The 16,013-nt window shown below is 58.5% G+C and carries 18 protein-coding genes; 14 read left to right on the top strand and 4 right to left on the bottom strand.

The genetic code is table 11. From position 1 onward, the window contains the following. Nucleotides 1–72: 72 nt before the first annotated feature. The 5 genes from phnC to SIB38_RS17590 all read left to right on the top strand — a co-directional run bounded on the left by phnC (nucleotide 73) and on the right by SIB38_RS17590 (nucleotide 4,815). Nucleotides 73–891 carry a phosphonate ABC transporter ATP-binding protein gene (gene phnC, locus SIB38_RS17610; protein ID WP_412550712.1) on the top strand — a complete coding sequence of 273 codons (819 nt, stop codon included), beginning with the start codon at nucleotides 73–75 and terminating at the stop codon, nucleotides 889–891. A gap of 59 nt (nucleotides 892–950) precedes the next feature. Then, nucleotides 951–1,853, top strand: coding sequence for a phosphonate ABC transporter substrate-binding protein (gene phnD / locus SIB38_RS17605; RefSeq protein WP_294119170.1), 903 nt, complete (start codon nucleotides 951–953; stop codon nucleotides 1,851–1,853). Between the two features lie 70 nt (nucleotides 1,854–1,923). Further along, nucleotides 1,924–2,796 (top strand): phosphonate ABC transporter, permease protein PhnE, encoded by an 873-nt coding sequence (gene phnE, locus SIB38_RS17600; RefSeq protein ID WP_412550711.1) that lies wholly within the window; start codon nucleotides 1,924–1,926, stop codon nucleotides 2,794–2,796. Continuing rightward, a complete protein-coding gene (gene phnE / locus SIB38_RS17595; RefSeq protein WP_294119166.1) occupies nucleotides 2,793–4,118 on the top strand; it encodes a phosphonate ABC transporter, permease protein PhnE in 1,326 nt (441 codons plus the stop codon). The genes phnE (SIB38_RS17600) and phnE (SIB38_RS17595) overlap by 4 nt, the downstream gene beginning before the upstream one ends. 79 nt (nucleotides 4,119–4,197) lie before the next feature. Continuing rightward, nucleotides 4,198–4,815 carry a chloramphenicol acetyltransferase gene (locus SIB38_RS17590; protein ID WP_294119165.1) on the top strand — a complete coding sequence of 206 codons (618 nt, stop codon included), beginning with the start codon at nucleotides 4,198–4,200 and terminating at the stop codon, nucleotides 4,813–4,815. A 22-nt stretch (nucleotides 4,816–4,837) separates the two neighbouring features. Here the strand turns inward: SIB38_RS17590 and SIB38_RS17585 are convergent, their stop codons facing one another. Both SIB38_RS17585 and phnF read right to left on the bottom strand, forming a co-directional pair. After that, a complete protein-coding gene (locus SIB38_RS17585) occupies nucleotides 4,838–6,019 on the bottom strand; it encodes an alpha-D-ribose 1-methylphosphonate 5-triphosphate diphosphatase (RefSeq protein ID WP_294119164.1) in 1,182 nt (393 codons plus the stop codon). A 112-nt stretch (nucleotides 6,020–6,131) separates the two neighbouring features. Beyond that, nucleotides 6,132–6,845 carry a phosphonate metabolism transcriptional regulator PhnF gene (phnF, locus tag SIB38_RS17580; RefSeq protein WP_294119163.1) on the bottom strand — a complete coding sequence of 238 codons (714 nt, stop codon included), beginning with the start codon at nucleotides 6,843–6,845 and terminating at the stop codon, nucleotides 6,132–6,134. A gap of 113 nt (nucleotides 6,846–6,958) precedes the next feature. On the opposite strand from phnF, the gene phnG reads away from it, so the two are divergent. The 7 genes from phnG to phnN are packed head-to-tail and all read left to right on the top strand — an operon-like array spanning nucleotide 6,959 to nucleotide 11,957. Beyond that, complete coding sequence (gene phnG, locus SIB38_RS17575) at nucleotides 6,959–7,402, top strand: phosphonate C-P lyase system protein PhnG (protein ID WP_412550710.1); 444 nt, start codon at nucleotides 6,959–6,961, stop codon at nucleotides 7,400–7,402. Continuing rightward, nucleotides 7,402–7,971 (top strand): phosphonate C-P lyase system protein PhnH, encoded by a 570-nt coding sequence (gene phnH, locus SIB38_RS17570; protein ID WP_294119161.1) that lies wholly within the window; start codon nucleotides 7,402–7,404, stop codon nucleotides 7,969–7,971. The genes phnG and phnH overlap by 1 nt, the downstream gene beginning before the upstream one ends. Continuing rightward, nucleotides 7,971–9,065 (top strand): carbon-phosphorus lyase complex subunit PhnI, encoded by a 1,095-nt coding sequence (locus SIB38_RS17565; protein WP_294119159.1) that lies wholly within the window; start codon nucleotides 7,971–7,973, stop codon nucleotides 9,063–9,065. Before phnH ends, SIB38_RS17565 begins: the two co-directional genes overlap by 1 nt. Beyond that, on the top strand, nucleotides 9,062–9,943 hold the full coding sequence (locus tag SIB38_RS17560) for an alpha-D-ribose 1-methylphosphonate 5-phosphate C-P-lyase PhnJ (RefSeq protein ID WP_294119158.1): 882 nt from the start codon (nucleotides 9,062–9,064) through the stop codon (nucleotides 9,941–9,943). Before SIB38_RS17565 ends, SIB38_RS17560 begins: the two co-directional genes overlap by 4 nt. Then, nucleotides 9,940–10,710 carry a phosphonate C-P lyase system protein PhnK gene (phnK, locus tag SIB38_RS17555; RefSeq protein ID WP_412550709.1) on the top strand — a complete coding sequence of 257 codons (771 nt, stop codon included), beginning with the start codon at nucleotides 9,940–9,942 and terminating at the stop codon, nucleotides 10,708–10,710. The genes SIB38_RS17560 and phnK overlap by 4 nt, the downstream gene beginning before the upstream one ends. Before the next feature lie 27 nt (nucleotides 10,711–10,737). Further along, on the top strand, nucleotides 10,738–11,421 hold the full coding sequence (phnL, locus tag SIB38_RS17550; RefSeq protein WP_294119155.1) for a phosphonate C-P lyase system protein PhnL: 684 nt from the start codon (nucleotides 10,738–10,740) through the stop codon (nucleotides 11,419–11,421). After that, nucleotides 11,421–11,957, top strand: a complete 537-nt coding sequence (phnN, locus tag SIB38_RS17545) for a phosphonate metabolism protein/1,5-bisphosphokinase (PRPP-forming) PhnN (RefSeq protein WP_294119153.1) — start codon at nucleotides 11,421–11,423, stop codon at nucleotides 11,955–11,957. The genes phnL and phnN overlap by 1 nt, the downstream gene beginning before the upstream one ends. Here the strand turns inward: phnN and SIB38_RS17540 are convergent. Continuing rightward, nucleotides 11,939–12,622, bottom strand: a complete 684-nt coding sequence (locus tag SIB38_RS17540) for a DUF1045 domain-containing protein (RefSeq protein ID WP_412550708.1) — start codon at nucleotides 12,620–12,622, stop codon at nucleotides 11,939–11,941. The genes phnN and SIB38_RS17540 overlap by 19 nt on opposite strands. A gap of 52 nt (nucleotides 12,623–12,674) precedes the next feature. Between SIB38_RS17540 and SIB38_RS17535 the strand changes: the two genes are divergently transcribed. Both SIB38_RS17535 and SIB38_RS17530 read left to right on the top strand, forming a co-directional pair. Beyond that, a complete protein-coding gene (locus tag SIB38_RS17535) occupies nucleotides 12,675–13,820 on the top strand; it encodes an alpha-D-ribose 1-methylphosphonate 5-triphosphate diphosphatase (protein ID WP_412552064.1) in 1,146 nt (381 codons plus the stop codon). Nucleotides 13,821–13,928: 108 nt separating this feature from the next. Then, nucleotides 13,929–14,342, top strand: coding sequence for a globin family protein (locus SIB38_RS17530; protein WP_294119150.1), 414 nt, complete (start codon nucleotides 13,929–13,931; stop codon nucleotides 14,340–14,342). Between the two features lie 60 nt (nucleotides 14,343–14,402). On the opposite strand, the gene adh is transcribed toward SIB38_RS17530, so the two are convergent. Further along, nucleotides 14,403–15,926 carry an aldehyde dehydrogenase gene (adh, locus tag SIB38_RS17525; RefSeq protein WP_412550707.1) on the bottom strand — a complete coding sequence of 508 codons (1,524 nt, stop codon included), beginning with the start codon at nucleotides 15,924–15,926 and terminating at the stop codon, nucleotides 14,403–14,405. Between the last annotated feature and the right edge of the window lie 87 nt (nucleotides 15,927–16,013).

The following is a 16,013-nucleotide window of genomic DNA, read 5'->3' as shown; positions in this document are numbered from 1 at the left end:
AAGTTCAAGGAACTGACACTTTTTCTTTGAGCAGCGCCCGTATTGCGATCCCAACAAAGTTGGGGATGCGCTGTGCTGAAAGTAGACAATCTGACAAAGGCCTTTGGGCCGAACGTGGCTGTGGATGCGGTCAATCTGACTGTGGAGAAGCCCGCGATGATCGGGATCATCGGGCGATCTGGGGCGGGGAAGTCTACGTTCCTGCGGATGCTGAACCGCCTGACGGACCACACCAGTGGGCAGATTGTTTTTGGCGACAAAGACATCACGGCGCTGAGTGGTGGTGACAAGCGACGTTGGCAGAGCGATTGTGCGATGATTTTCCAGCAGTTTAACCTTGTGTCGCGGATGGATGTGGTCAGCAACGTGCTGCATGGCACGCTCAATCGGCGCAGTACTTTGGCCACAATGTTCAACCTGTTCCCCGACGAAGACCTGCACCGCGCCATCGACATTCTCGCGCGTCTTGGTGTTGCCGAACATGCGGCTAAGCGAGCTGAAGCCTTGTCCGGTGGTCAGCAGCAACGTGTCGCTATTGCCCGCGCGTTGATGCAGGATCCTGAGATTATCCTCGCTGACGAGCCGATTGCCTCGCTGGACCCGATGAACGCGCAGGTGGTGATGCAATCGCTGCGTCAGATTCATGAAGAAGATGGCCGCATGGTCATTGCCAACCTGCACACGCTGGACACTGCGCGCCGCTATTGCGACCGCGTTGTTGGGATGCGCGACGGGCGGATCGTTTTTGACGGAACCCCAGAGCAGCTGACCACCGGTGTGGCGCGCGACATTTACGGCGCAGATGCCTCCTTTAGCGAAGCGGCCACCTCGACCGAGATCGAGACGCTGGACCGCACCGCCAAAGAGCACGCCGATCTCGAACTTGCCTGACTTTCATCATGCCCCACGCAGCGAACAGCGTGGGGTTTTTACCAACTGGAGAGACCACGATGAAAAAACTGCTCGCTGCCGTACTGGCAACCACCGCCCTGACCACACCTGTTGTGGCAGAAGACATCAGCGAATTCCGCATTGGCCTTTTGGGCGGCGAAAACGCTCAGGACCGTTTGAACAACAACGAGTGCCTTCGCGCAAAGACGGAAGAAGTGTTGGGTGTTCCAACCAAACTCTTCGCCCCGGCAGACTACAACGGCGTGATCCAGGGCTTGCTGGGCGGTACCATCGACATGGCCTGGTTGGGTGCATCCGGCTACGCCAAAACCTATCTGTCCGACCCGGAAGCGGTTGAGCCGATCCTGGTAAAAGTAAACGTGGACGGTGGTTACGGATATTACTCCATTGGCTTTGCCCGCAAAGACAGCGGCATCACCTCGCTGGAAGACATGAAAGGCAAGACTTTTGGCTTTGGTGATCCAAACTCCACCTCCGGCTTCCTGATCCCATCCATCGAAATTCCGGAAGCTACTGGCGCGACTATGACCTCTGGTGATTACTTCGGCGAAGTAAAGTTCTCCGGCGGCCACGAGCAGACCATCGTTGGTGTGAATAACGGCGACTTTGACGGCGGTGTGACCTGGGCTGACGGTCTGGGCGAATGGGAAGACGGCTACAACTCTGGTGCACTGCGTCGCGCTGTGGATGCTGGCCTTGTGGACATGAACGAGCTGGTCAAAATCTGGCAGTCCAAGCCGATCCCAGAAGGTCCGATTGTTCTGCGCAAAGCGCTGCCAGAGGACGTGAAAGTCAAGTTCACTGCGTTGATGGCGTCCTTGCCGTCGATTGATCCGGATTGCGCCTATGGCGTTCTGTCTGGCGAGGCCAAAGGTGTGATGCCAATCGGGCATGACGCCTATGAGGTGATCATCGAGGCACGCAAGCTGAAGTCCAACTAAGCCAAGAACACTTGGTTTTGGCAGGCCCCGTTTGTTTCTGCGGGGCCTGTTTTTCAAGGAAAGGGTGATCATGACAGATCAGGCTTCAAGCGTATTGGACATCCGCGCCGACTATATGGCGCAGATGCGACGCAAGCGGATGATGGACGGCATCATCTTGGTGGTGTTTATCGCGTTAATGGTCACCGGTTTCATGATTGCAGATGACCGGAACGCAGGCGGTTTCTGGGACGGGCTGCACCGGTTTTTTGATTTCCCCAAAGAGGTGTTGAGCGAAGCGGTCGAGAAGATTGCGGAATTGCCGGGCAATCTTTGGACGTATTTCCCATCGCTGATCGAGACCATCAATATTGCCGCCGCTTCCACTCTGTTGGGGGCGATGCTGGGTATGTTGCTGTCGCTGCTGTCCACGCGCGGCATGGCGAAGTGGCCGCGGCTTATCCCGCTGTTTCGCCGGGTGATGGACATAATGCGCGCGATGCCAGAGATCGTGATTGCGCTGGTGCTAATTTTTGTGATGGGCGGCGGGCCAGTGCCTGCGATGATTGCCATTGCGTTCCATACAGCGGGCGCGCTCGGCAAGCTGTTCTCTGAGGTCAACGAGAATGCCTCCCTTAAGCCGATCGAGGGGCTGCAATCGGTTGGGGCTTCTTGGTCACAACGGATGTGGCTTGGCGTGATCCCGCAGGTGGCCCCGAACTATTTCAGCTACGCGCTGCTGCGTTTTGAAATCAACATCCGCGCGTCGGCGATCCTTGGCTTCGTTGGTGCAGGCGGCATTGGCTACGAACTGCGCAACGCCATGAGCTGGGGCAAAGGTCAGTATGACGACGCCATGGCAATTTTCCTGCTGTTGTTCCTGACCATCGTAGCGGTCGATCAACTCTCTTCCGTGGTGCGCGAGCGCCTGACACACGGCAAAACTCAGAAAGTGGCGTCATGACCATCACTGCCAATGAAACCGATCTGCTGAAGGTCGAGGCCGACCGTCTGTTCAATCGTAAGAAGCTAATGAGCTTCGGTCTGCCTGCCATGGTGCTTGCTTACCTGACTTACATATTCTTCGCCTTTGACATTCCGGGACTGGCGCAGCGGTTTGAAGTGGATAACGCCCGCGCCTTGGTGGCGGACAGTTACAGCTACAAGACGCATGTCACGCGTGACAATCGCACCGGAGAGATCAGCGCCGCCATAGAAGGTGAGCGCAAGGGCACTTATCCCGACGGCACGTCACCAGAGTGGGTGACCCGTGGCGAGACCGAGACGGTCATTGATTTGGGAGACGGGCACGTTGTGACCTTTGGCGCAGACAATTTTGTCAGCTACGCCATTCCGGAATATGGGATTGTAACGGCGCAACCTAGCCGCGCGAAAGGCGTGCAGGCGGTGTTGCCGACTGACGAAACTCCAGAGTGGATCAACGCGTCAAAAAACCGGATGACCATCACCACGGAGGCCGGGCGTTTGACCATCACGCGCAACCGGACAGAAGTGTTCCGCTACTTCAACGGTTGGGAGCTGTTCTTCTTTACCCTGGACAGCCCGTATTCCGGCCTGAGCGTTGGTGAGGTGATGTCGCGCGCGCTGGGCGGGGAACATGCGCAGATTTGGCAGGATTTCTGGACCAACAAGATGTGGCGCCATCAGGACGTGGCATGGGCGATCTTTGAAACCATCTTGATGGCCTTCCTCGGCACCATGGGCGCCGCGATGGTGGCATTGCCACTGGCGTTTATGGCGGCGAAGAACTTCTCGCCATTTATGGTGGTGCGCCAAGTCACACGTCGGTTCTTTGACTTTTTCCGCGGCGTGGATGCGCTGATTTGGACGATTGTCTTGTCCCGCGCATTTGGGCCTGGCCCCCTTACCGGCGCTCTGGCGATCCTGATCACGGACACAGGTAGCTTTGGCAAAATGTTCTCGGAAGCGCTTGAAAACGTAGACAAGAAGCAGATTGAAGGCATTCAGTCGACAGGGGCTAAGCCAATCCAACGCTATCGCTTTGGTGTTATTCCGCAAATCACCCCGATCCTGCTGAGCCAGATCCTTTATTATCTGGAATCCAACACCCGTAGCGCGACCATCATCGGCGCCATCACCGGGGGCGGCATTGGGTTGATGCTCACCCAGGCCATGATCACCCAGAAGGACTGGGAAGAGGTGACCTACTACATTGTGCTGATCATCTTGATGGTGATGGTGATGGATTGGTTCTCTGGCTGGCTGCGCCGCAAGCTCATTGCGGCAGATGACAGCGGTCACTGAGAGGGTGCGTCCGGCGGTGGTTTTTGCGGGGTCGCAACTGCAGCCGGACGTCCAAAATCACTTTAAAGGGGAGCCAAAGATGCCCAAACTCTCAGCCAACACACCGTTGATCCATGACAATTGCATTCTGCATGACGCTACCTTTGGGCGCTATGTGGAGATCGGGCAGGGCAGTCGGATTATCTCTGCGCATTTTGAGGATTACTCCTATTGTGACCGGATGGCGGAGGTGGCCAATGCCAAGATTGGCAAGTTCGCCAACATTGCTGCGTTTAGTCGGATTGGGGCGACGGACCATCCGATGGAAAACGCCTCTTTGCACCACTTTCTCTATCGGTCCGACGACTATTTCGACGATGCCGAGCCGGATGCAGCCTTCTTCGCACATCGCCAAAGTCGTGTGGCCACTATAGGGCATGACACCTGGATTGGGCATGGGGCGATGATCAAACCAGAGGTCACGCTTGGTCATGGCAGCATTGTGGCCAGCGGGGCCGTGGTGACCAAAGACGTGCCGCCCTACATGATCGTGGCGGGCATGCCAGCCACGCCTATGCGGCGGCGGTTCAGTGAGAAAGTGGCGGACCGTTTGATGGCTTTGGCCTGGTGGGATTGGGAGCATGGGCGGCTGCGCGCGGCGCTTGCCGATTTCCGCGCGCTGAAGGCAGAAGCCTTTCTAGAAAAATACGAAACCTGAAGCCACTGAGCGGTCTGGCGGTTTATTCCGCCGCCAGACGTGAGGTGGGCTGGTTGGCAAAGAAGCGGTGTGCCGCTTCGCCGGTCAAATGCGTGATGCGCCCAGCGCAGATTGTGCCTTCAACGGCATGGGTCTGGGCATTCACAATAGCGACATCGGCGCGCTTGCCCTGCACAAGTGTGCCGCGATCCGACAACCCCATTATGTGCGCCGCATTGGTCGAGATCATCGCCCAAGCCTTGGGCAGGTCGCATAGACCGTCGTCCACCATGCGAAAGGCCGCCTTAGCGAGCGCCGGATAGTGATAGTCAGACACCAGCACGTCGCAAAGGTTTTCCTCCACCAGACGGGCGGCGTTGATATTGCCTGCTTGACTGCCCCCGCGCACGATGTTGGGGGCGCCCATCACCACGTGGTCGCCCACCGCCTTGGCCACGGCGGCCGGGCCGCGTGCGGTTGGAAACTCACAAATGCGCGCACCCAGCACAGAGTAGCGTTCGCGGGTGTCGCCGTCCGGGTCATCGTGGCTGCCATAGCGCACACCAAGCGCGTCAAAGCGTTCTGCCATGGCACAGAGGTAGCGCGGCACCCTTGGGGACTGGTCAAAAGCGGCGCGCACGAGGCGCATGTGTTCTTCAGGCGTGCGCCCGGCTTTCTGTGCCCAGAGCGCAATTTCATTGGGTTTTTCCCGGGCCAGATAGAGCGCCTCTTCGAGGTGGTTATTGAACACCACATAATCGACCTTGTGCCGCTCCACAGCGGACAGCAGCCGCTCGCCCGTGTCCACGGTGTGGGTTTCACAGCGGATTTGAATGCGCAGGTCGCTGACGGCGTGATCGCGGTAGTGGTCCATCGCCGCAAGCAGGGTTTCTGCCGCTTCGGGGCCGCGATGGCCGCCTTCCCAGCTCCAGCTCTGGGCCAGCCATGCGGTGGTCACCCCATTGGCGGCGGCGTCCCGATCGGTGGCACGCAGGCCCATTTCCAGCGGGAAGGGTGCGGAGGGGCGCGGCGCGATATGACGCTCAAAGGCGTCGCCATGCATGTCGATGATGCCCGGCATCAGCAGATAGCCGGTCAGGTCTACCTCCGGCAACGGGCCGGTGGTGATCAATCCATTTTCAATTGCAAGCGTGTCTTCCTGAAGGAGGCCGTCGCACAGAACTTTGGCGCCGGTGAGGCGCAGGGACAGGGTGGGTTTGGACATGTGGATGTGCTCAAATTGTTTTGCGCCATCTCTACAGTCCTTATGTGTCGCCGCCGTGACGTTTCAGGGTCACTTTTTCAAACTATGTGGAGATATCTTTTTGCACGTGACGTTACTCTGACAAGGTGAGTGTGACCCGGTCTCCGGCGAACCATGTGGTGCCGAACTCGATTGGAGTCTGATTGGCATCCACGTTTACGCCGATAGAGCGTAAGATCGGATCACCCTCGTTCAGGCGCAAATGGAGCGCTTGTGTGGCTGTGGCGCGCTTGGCTGTGAGGCGTGTCCAGGCGCGGGTGTAATCCGACACATTGTTGGCTTTGAGAGCTGCCGTGACCGACCGCAGGTCTGCCAGTTGGTCCGTGAGCATCGGAAAGCGCGCGGCAGGGAATACGCTGCGGAACACGGCAATCGGGTTGTCGTCCGCAAGCGAAAGTCCGTCATAGACATGCACACGCGCGTTTTCGGAGAGCTTCAACGCTTCCTTTTCCGCAGAGTCGGCCGTGCGGGTTTCCAGGTGCAGGACCTCCTTGCCGGGCAGTCGACCCGCTTGCTCCAGATTGCGGTGGAAGCGCACACGCTTGCCGATGGCATAGTCTGTGGGAACTTGAGCCACAAAGACACCTGCGCCACGCCGCGCATGCACCAAGCCATTTTCGGACATGGATTTTATTGCGTGCCGCACGGTGTGTCGGTTGACGCCAAATCGCGCCGAAAGCTCTGCTTCGGTAGGTAATTTTTCGCCGGGGGCGTAGCGGCCTTCGGTGATGTCTTCCGTCAGAGAAGCGGCAATCGATTGCCAGATTGGGGTGCGTTTGGCGGTCATGGCAGGCTCGATGTCATCAAAAATTCACAGGACTCAGGATTGCGCGACTCGCATCGCACAGCTAGGATTTGTCTAGTTGTATAGTAAAGTAGACAAATTCACAAGGTGTCTAGATGACCGCAGAAAGTAACAGACGCGCCTGGATGTCGCTGCTCGCCAAAGCGCCCGCAGATCGACTGAACGCGCTTTGGCAGGCATATGGCGCTGCCCCAAAATTCCACTGGCTACGCGCGCCGGAAATTGGCGCGAGCATGGTGAGGGGGCGCCTTGGAGGCACTGGCGCGCCGTTCAATCTTGGCGAGATGACGCTGACGCGCTGCGCCTTGCAGCTGGAGAGTGGCGAGGTGGGGCACGGCTATGTGCAAGGGCGTGACAAGCAGAAGGCAGAGATTGCTGCGCTGGTGGATGCGTTGATGCAGGGGCCGGAAGCGGCGGCAGTGAAAGCCGCTGTTCTGGAGCCACTGAGCGCAGAGATGGCGGAAGTCAAAACCGCGCGTGCGGAGAAGGCTGCGGCCACAAAAGTGGATTTCTTCACCATGGTGCGGGGAGAGGACTGATGAACGCAGATGTTCTGAAAGGCGGATTTGCCAATGCGCCGGTGGATGCCGCGCATGCGTTTCGCGCAGCGATGAATGTGATGGCACGGCCAGGCACGGTCGAAACCCTGGAAGGCGTTGAGCCGCCTGCACCGATGTCGATTGCCGCTGGGACGTTGATCCTGACGCTGTGTGATCCAGACACGCCGTTGCATTTGGCTGGCGACTGGGATTGCCAGGAAGTGCGGGACTGGGTCGCTTTCCACATTGGGGCGCCCATCGTAGGGGCTACACATGCGATGTTTGCGGTTGGCAACTGGAATGCCCTAGCACCACTCAACCGTTTTGCGATTGGTACGCCGGAATATCCGGATCGTTCAGCGACATTGATTGTGGAGCGCGAGGCACTTGTGGCAGCGGGCGCAACATTGCGCGGGCCAGGTATTAAGGAAACCGCCGAGATGGCGCTGCCTGAGACAGAAGCTTTTCAGATGAATGCTCTGCTCTTCCCATTGGGGCTCGATTTCTTCTTCACCAGCGGAGATCAGGTATCTGCGCTGCCCAGAACAACAAAAGTGGAGGCGGCCTGATGTATGTTGCAGTGAAAGGCGGCGAGCGCGCGATTGACAATGCGCATGCGTGGTTGGCCGAAGAACGCCGGGGCGATCTGAATGTGGCGGAACTGTCCGTTGCGCAGATCCGCGAACAGCTGAGCCTTGCGGTGAACCGGGTGATGGCCGAGGGATCGCTCTATGATCCGGATCTGGCGGCGCTGGCGATCAAGCAAGCGCGGGGCGATATGATCGAGGCGATTTTCTTGATCCGCGCCTATCGCACCACCTTGCCGCGCTTTGGGGCATCGGCGCCGGTGGAAACCGCTGATATGGCCTGTGATCGCCGGATTTCGGCGACCTTCAAAGACGCGCCGGGCGGGCAAGTTTTGGGGCCAACTTTTGACTACACCCACCGTTTGCTGGATTTCGCGTTGGTCGCAGAAGGGGAGGCTTCCGCGGTTGAGCGCGGTGAAGCACGCGCAGAGCCGACGCCGCATATCACGGAGTTCCTGAACAAAGAGGGGCTGATCCAGACGGAAGTGGACTCGGAAGACGTCCCTGGCGATTTGACGCGCGAGCCGCTTGAACTGCCAGCCAATCGCCCGTTGCGGCTGCAAGCGCTGACGCGTGGCGATGAAGGCTTTGTGCTGTCGATGGCCTATTCCACGCAACGCGGGTATGCGCGCAACCACGCTTTTGTGGGCGAGTTGCGCATTGGCAAAGTCCCTGTCGAGATGGAGATCCCAGAGCTGGGGTTTGCCATTGAGGTTGGCGAGATTGAGTTGACTGAATGTGAGACGGTGAACCAGTTTCAGGGCAGCAAAACTGAGCCGCCGCAGTTTACGCGCGGCTATGGACTGGTCTTTGGGCAATCCGAACGCAAAGCGATTTCGATGGCATTGGTAGACCGTGCATTGCGTTGGGAGGAGCTGGGCGAAGACAACCTTGGCGCGCCGGCGCAGGACGAGGAGTTTGTGCTCTATCATTCCGACAACATTCAGGCGACGGGCTTCTTGGAGCACATCAAACTGCCGCATTATGTGGATTTCCAGTCTGAGTTGGAGCTGATCCGCAAGCTACGCCGTGAGGCGATGGAAAACACAATGCCAGTACAGGAGGCGGCGGAATGAGCGACTATAACTTTGCGTATCTGGATGAACAGACCAAGCGCATGATCCGGCGTGCGATCCTGAAAGGGCTTGCCATTCCGGGATACCAAGTGCCGTTTGCGAGCCGGGAAATGCCGATGCCGTATGGCTGGGGCACGGGCGGGGTGCAGGTGTCAGCGGCAACTCTGACGCCCGAGGACACGCTGAAGGTCATCGACCAAGGCGCGGATGACACCACAAATGCCGTGTCGATCCGCAAGTTTTTTGAGAAAACTGCCAGTGTGGACACCACCGAAGAGACAGCGCAAGCGAGCGTCATTCAGACCCGTCACCGCATCCCGGAAGAGGACCTGCGAGAGGATCAGATTCTTGTCTATCAGGTGCCGATCCCGGAACCGCTGCGATTTCTGGAGCCTTCGGAGATTGAAACCCGGAAGATGCACAGCCTCGAGGAATATGGCCTTATGCATGTGAAGCTCTATGAGGACATCGCCAAACACGGTGCCATTGCCACGTCTTACGCCTATCCGGTGAAGGTCGAAGGGCGCTACGTGATGGACCCAAGCCCGATCCCGAAGTTTGACAACCCAAAGATGGAAATGGCGGCGATTCAGTTGTTCGGGGCTGGCCGGGAGCAGCGGATTTATGCGCTGCCGCCCTATTGCCAAGTGGTGAGCCTCGATTTTGAGGATTTCCCGTTTGAAGCCAGCAAGGCTGACCATCCTTGTGACATGTGCGGTGCCACAGACAGCTATTTGGACGAGGTCATCATGGATGACGCGGGCAACCGGATGTTTGTGTGCTCGGACACAGATTATTGCGCCAGCCGCCGCAAGGCCGGCCACGTTGGCGCGCAAGCCGCAGCTGCAAGTGCTGCGCTGAAGGAGACAGCCGCATGACGCCGCTTCTTAAAGTTGAGAACATCAGCAAGTTCTACGGCCACCGGATCGGCTGCAAGGATGTGAATTTTGACCTCTACCCAGGAGAGGTCATGGGAATTGTTGGGGAGAGTGGGTCAGGCAAGTCGACTCTGCTCAACTGCCTCGCCGGGCATCTTGATCCGGATACCGGCGAGGTTCTGTTTGAAATGCGCGACGGCGCCATGCGGGATACGGTCACGATGAGTGAGCCGGAGCGCCGGATGCTGAGCCGCACAGACTGGGCCTTTGTGCATCAGCACGCGCGTGACGGGCTGCGCATGAATGTGAGTGCAGGCGGTAACGTGGGCGAGCGGCTGATGGCTGTGGGCGCGCGTCACTATGGCCACATCCGCGAAGAGGCTGTGGATTGGCTTGGCCGCGTGGAGATCAGCGAGACCCGTGTAGATGACCGGCCGACGCAGTTTTCTGGCGGTATGCAGCAGCGGCTGCAGATTGCGCGCAATCTGGTGACAGGTCCTCGGCTGGTGTTCATGGATGAACCTACTGGGGGCTTAGATGTTTCCGTGCAGGCGCGGCTTTTGGATTTGCTGCGCGGGTTGGTGCGCGAGATGGGGTTGAGCGCGATCATTGTGACCCATGACCTCGCAGTGGTGCGTTTTTTGGCCGATCGACTGATGGTGATGAAAGACGGCCATGTGGTGGAAACCGGCCTGACCGATCAGGTGCTGGATGATCCGCAACATGCGTATACGCAACTGCTGGTCAGCTCGGTTTTGCAAGTGTGACCTATAGGTTTTGAGAAAGACAAACTGATGATTGAGATCAAAAATCTGAGCAAGACCTTCACTCTGCACAATCAGGGCGGGGTCGTTATTCCGGTGATGGACGCGGCTGAGCTTTCGGTGGCACGCGGCGAATGTGTGGCCCTGACAGGAGCATCAGGGGCAGGAAAATCCACCTTGATGCGGATGATTTACGGCAACTATCTGGCCGCCGCCGGTTCCATTGTGGTGGACGGTGTGGATGTGGTTACTGCTGAGCCACGTGAGATTTTGGCGCTGCGGCGGGAGGTGCTGGGCTACGTAAGCCAGTTCCTTCGCGTCGTACCCAGGGTGCCAACCTTGGACGTGGTGGCCGAACCTTTGCTGGCCGTTGGTGTTGAGACTGAAGCGGCCCGGGACCGGGCGCGTGACCTGTTGGCGCGGCTCAATATTCCGGAGCGGTTGTGGTCTTTGTCGCCGACGTCCTTTTCAGGTGGTGAGCAGCAGCGTGTGAACATCGCGCGAGGATTTGCGCATAGCTATCCGGCGATGTTGTTGGACGAGCCGACAGCCAGTTTGGATGCCGCAAATCGCGAAACCGTGCTGAGCCTCATTGAGGAGGCCAAAGCGCGTGGCGCGGCCATTGTGGGCATTTTCCATGATGAAGCCGCGCGGGAGCATGTTTGTGACCGGGAGATTGATGTCACGGTGTTCACCCCCGGAGTGGCAGCGTGATGACAAATGTAATTGGCGTTGTCGGTCCTTCAGGTGTGGGCAAAGACTCTGTGATGGAGGCCATGGCCGCTTTGCGCAAAGACATCACACTTGTGCGCCGTGTGATCACACGCCCGGCTGGTGCTGGCGGGGAAAAGTCGATTGGCGCCACCGACGCGGAGTTTGACAATCTGATTGCCCAAGACAGGTTTCAGATGTGGTGGGCCGCACATGGCTTGCGTTACGGGGTACCACGGGCGGCGGTGGCGCACCCTAAGGCTTCACTGGTGTTGGTGAATCTGTCGCGCGGCGTTTTGGATCAGGCGCGGGCAGCGTTTGATGACTTTGCCGTCCTGTCGCTCACGGCCAAAACGGAAACGCTTGCCACCCGCCTTGCGGCCCGTGGGCGAGAAACCTCCGCCGAGATTGTCGCCCGTTTGGAGCGGGCCGACAGCATGCGCCCGCAAGGACCGGATGTGATCGAAATTGCCAATGATGGGCTGTTAGGCGAAACCGTACAGCGCGCCTTGGCCGCGCTTCAGCCGGAGAGGGTCTGACGATGGATTTCGTGGAACTTGCCCGTTATGTCCTCGCCCACCAAGGTCAGGCTGTCGACTTCAAACGGGCGCGGCAACAGCGGAGTGATATGAGGTGCAAGAGCGTCCATCGTGGCCTCAACGTCAGAGCCGAGACGCCCGGACAAGGTGATGTGAAAGCGGAACTCTTCCATAACGTAGGGGTAACCCCATTGCGCCAGCAGCTCCTCTTGTTTGGCCGACAGTTTGGCTTTGCGGCGGCGGGCCAGTTCGGCCTCCGTCGGTGGCGCGCGAAAGTCATCCAACTCGCGCACCACTGCGCCTGCCAAATTGGCCAACGGGGTTTGATCGCCATCGACTTTCAACGCAATAAATCCGCCAAGACGGGCCAGAACCAAGCCGCCCAGCGTGACCGGCGCCAACGTGGTGCAGAGCGCTTCAAAACGCCGGGCAAGTTCTCCGGCATCTGCGCCCTCCGCCAAAAAAAACGGGGGCTTAATGGTGCCGTGCAGCCCGTACTTGCGCGGTGTCGCCGTTATGTCCGCAACCGGCCGTGGCAATCCATCCATCTCTGGATGGGCCACCGTCTGCCCGGAAACCAGATCCCACCCCAGCCAAGACTTCCCAAAATCCGCCAGTGCGCCGGGATGCGGAGTGTAGTATACGCCGTATCTTTGAAACTGCATGGTGCCCCTTTCAACCTTTTGACAGCGAATGCCAACAATGCGTGACACCCACATGACACAAGAGATGATCCTTGCAAATGCCACCCTCGTTTTACCGGAGGAAACCGTGACGGGATCCATCGTGGTGCGGGACGGGCAGATCGTGGACATTGCGCAGGGCACTTCGGTGCCGAACGGCGCGGAGGACTGCGAAAGGGATTTTGTAGCGCCTGGGCTGGTGGAGTTGCATACCGACAATCTGGAGCGGCATATGAAGCCGCGTCCCAAAGTGGACTGGCCCCATCAGGCCGCGATTGTGGCGCATGATGCGGAGCTCGCAAGTGTCGGTATCACCACGGTTTTTGACGCTTTGCGGGTTGGCTCGATCCTGTCTGATGAGCGACGTAACTACGGCAAATACGCACGCTCTGTGGCCGATGAAATTCTGTCGATGCGCGACAGCGGGGGCTTGCGGATCAGCCACCATCTGCATCTGCGGGCGGAGACCTGTTCGGAAACTTTGGTAGAGGAACTGGCGGAGTTTGGACCGGACGATTGGGTTGGTATTGTCAGCCTGATGGACCATACGCCGGGTCAGCGCCAGTTCACCGATATCTCGAAATTTGAAGCTTACGTTTGTGGCAAATACGCGATGGATGCGGAAGGCTTTGGGGAGTATGTGCAGTTTCTCCATGGCCTGCACGACCAGTTTGGCAAAGCCCATGAGGAGGCGACAGTAGCGGCCGCCAAGCGCTTTGGTGCAGTGTTGGCGAGCCATGACGACACAACGGCAGACCAAGTGGCCACCTCTGCGGCCTATGGTATCCACCTGGCGGAGTTCCCAACCACGATTGCGGCGGCGCAAGCCAATCACGCCCACGGCATCGCCAATATCATGGGTGGACCCAACCTTGTGCGGGGTGGCAGCCATTCCGGCAACGTTGCGGCGATGGAACTGGCTCAAAATGGGCTGCTCGATATCATTTCGTCGGACTATGTGCCGTCTTCACTGCTGTTGGGCGCCGTGATGCTGGGCAATGAATGGGGCAATATGGCCAAGGGGCTGCACACTGTGACAGCCGCCCCCGCCAAATACACCAACCTTGAAGATCGCGGGCGTTTGCAGGTTGGCCTTCAGGCGGACCTTATTCGGTTCCGTTTGACCGAGGATGTGCCAGCGTTGCGCGCTGTTTGGCACAAAGGGGTGCGCGCGGCTTAGGGGCCAAAAACTGAAAAAAGTGTTTCTGGATCGCGGTTCAAATTGCCTGTCGTGAAATCAAGGATCTGGTGTAGGCTGGGCCTACTACACTTGTGAAGGATACGCGACATGACCCCAGAACAGATCGCTTTGGTGCAGGGCAGTTTTCGGCAGGTGACCCCAATGGCTGCCCGCATTGCGGATCTGTTCTATGGGCGGTTGTTTGAGCGGGCGCCGGAGGTGCGGCCGCTTTTTTCAGACGACTTGGCGGAGCAGAAAAAGAAGTTGATGCAGATGTTGGGGCTGGCAGTGACCGGGTTGAATAGTCCTGAAACTCTGTTGCCGGCAGTGGTGGGTCTCGGTGAGCGGCACAGTGGCTACGAGGTTGCGCCGGAGCATTACGCCGTTGTAGGCGAGGCTTTGATTTGGGCCTTGAGGCAGGGGCTAGGTGATGAGTTCACACAGGATGTCGCGGAGGCTTGGACGGCTGCCTATGGCACGCTAGCTGACGTGATGATCGGCGCGAGTTCCGGCGGGTCCTAGACAAAAAAGCCCCCGCTGTTGGGGAACAGCGGGGGAAGTCTCCTCACGGGTTAGGAGATCCTAGAAGAAGCCCAACTTGTTTGGGTTGTAGCTCATCAGGATATTCTTGGTCTGCTGGTAGTGGTCCAGCATCATCTTGTGGGTCTCACGGCCAATTCCGGACTGCTTGTAGCCACCGAAGGCCGCGTGGGCCGGGTAGGCATGGTAGTTGTTCACCCAGACGCGTCCTGCCTCGATGGCGCGGCCAAAGCGATAGCAGGTGTTGGCGTCACGCGACCAGACTCCGGCGCCAAGACCGTACATAGTGTCATTGGCAATCGCGAGCGCCTCTTCTTCGTCTTTGAACGTGGTCACGGAGACAACCGGGCCAAAGATCTCTTCCTGGAAGACGCGCATCTTATTGTGGCCCTTCAGGATGGTTGGCTGGATGTAGTTGCCGCCCGCAAGCTCGCCGTTGAATTTGGCTGCTGCGCCGCCGGTCAGCACTTCGGCGCCTTCTTCCACACCGATGGTCAGGTAGGAGAGGATTTTCTCTTGCTGCTCTACAGAGGCCTGCGCGCCCACCATGGTTTCCGGGTTGCGTGGGTCACCTTGTTTGATGGCTTCCACCCGGGCAATCGCGCGTTTAATGAACTCTTCGTAGATGTCTTCTTGGATCAACGCACGGGACGGGCAAGTGCAGACTTCGCCTTGGTTGAAGGCAAAGAGCACAAAGCCTTCGACCGCTTTGTCGAGGAAGGCGTCGTCTTTGGCCATGACATCGGAGAAGAAGATGTTTGGCGATTTGCCGCCCAATTCCAAAGTGACCGGGATCAAGTTGTCCGTGGCGGCGGCCATGATTTTCTTGCCGGTCGCGGTGGAGCCGGTGAAAGCGATCTTGGCGATGCGCTTGGAGCTGGCCAGTGGGGCGCCCACTTCTACACCGTAGCCGTTCACAATGTTCAGGACGCCAGAAGGCAGGTACTCGGCCATAATTTCCGCGAGGATCATGATCGCGGCAGGGGTCTGCTCTGCTGGCTTCAGCACGATGCAGTTGCCGGCGGCCAGAGCGGGTGCCAGTTTCCAGGCGGCCATCAGGATGGAGAAGTTCCATGGGATGATCTGGCCAACAACGCCCAGTGGCTCGTGGAAGTGATAGGCCACGGTGTCCGCGTCGATTTCGGACATGTTGCCTTCCTGACCGCGCAGCACGCCTGCGAAGTAACGGAAGTGGTCGGCAGACAATGGAATGTCCGCTGCCATTGTTTCGCGGATTGGCTTGCCGTTGTCCCAGGTTTCCGCTTGGGCCAGACGTTCAAGGTTGGCATCGATGGCGTCCGCGACTTTCAACAGTAGGTTGGATCGCTCAGCCGCGGAAGTTTTGCCCCAGGCGTCCTTGGCGGCGTACGCGGCGTCCAGCGCTTTTTCGATGTCGGCTGCGTCGGAGCGGGCGACTTCGCAGACTTTCTCGCCGGTGATCGGGGTGACGTTGTCAAAGTAGCGGCCGTTAACCGGTGCAACAAATTCGCCGCCAATGAAGTTGTCGTAGCGATCTGCAAACGGTGAGACGTAAGTGCCAGCCTCGGTGTGTGTCATGTCGTTCATAGTGGTCCTCCTCTAGGTCCGATCTCCTCCGATCGGATTGCCGGGAGGATGGCGCAGGCCAAAAAGGCGGTCACTGCGGTAGAGAAG

The sequence above is a fragment of the Shimia sp. MIT910701 genome (assembly GCF_047126315.1).
Lineage (GTDB): Bacteria > Pseudomonadota > Alphaproteobacteria > Rhodobacterales > Rhodobacteraceae > Shimia.
This window is presented reverse-complemented; position numbering and strand designations above follow the sequence as displayed.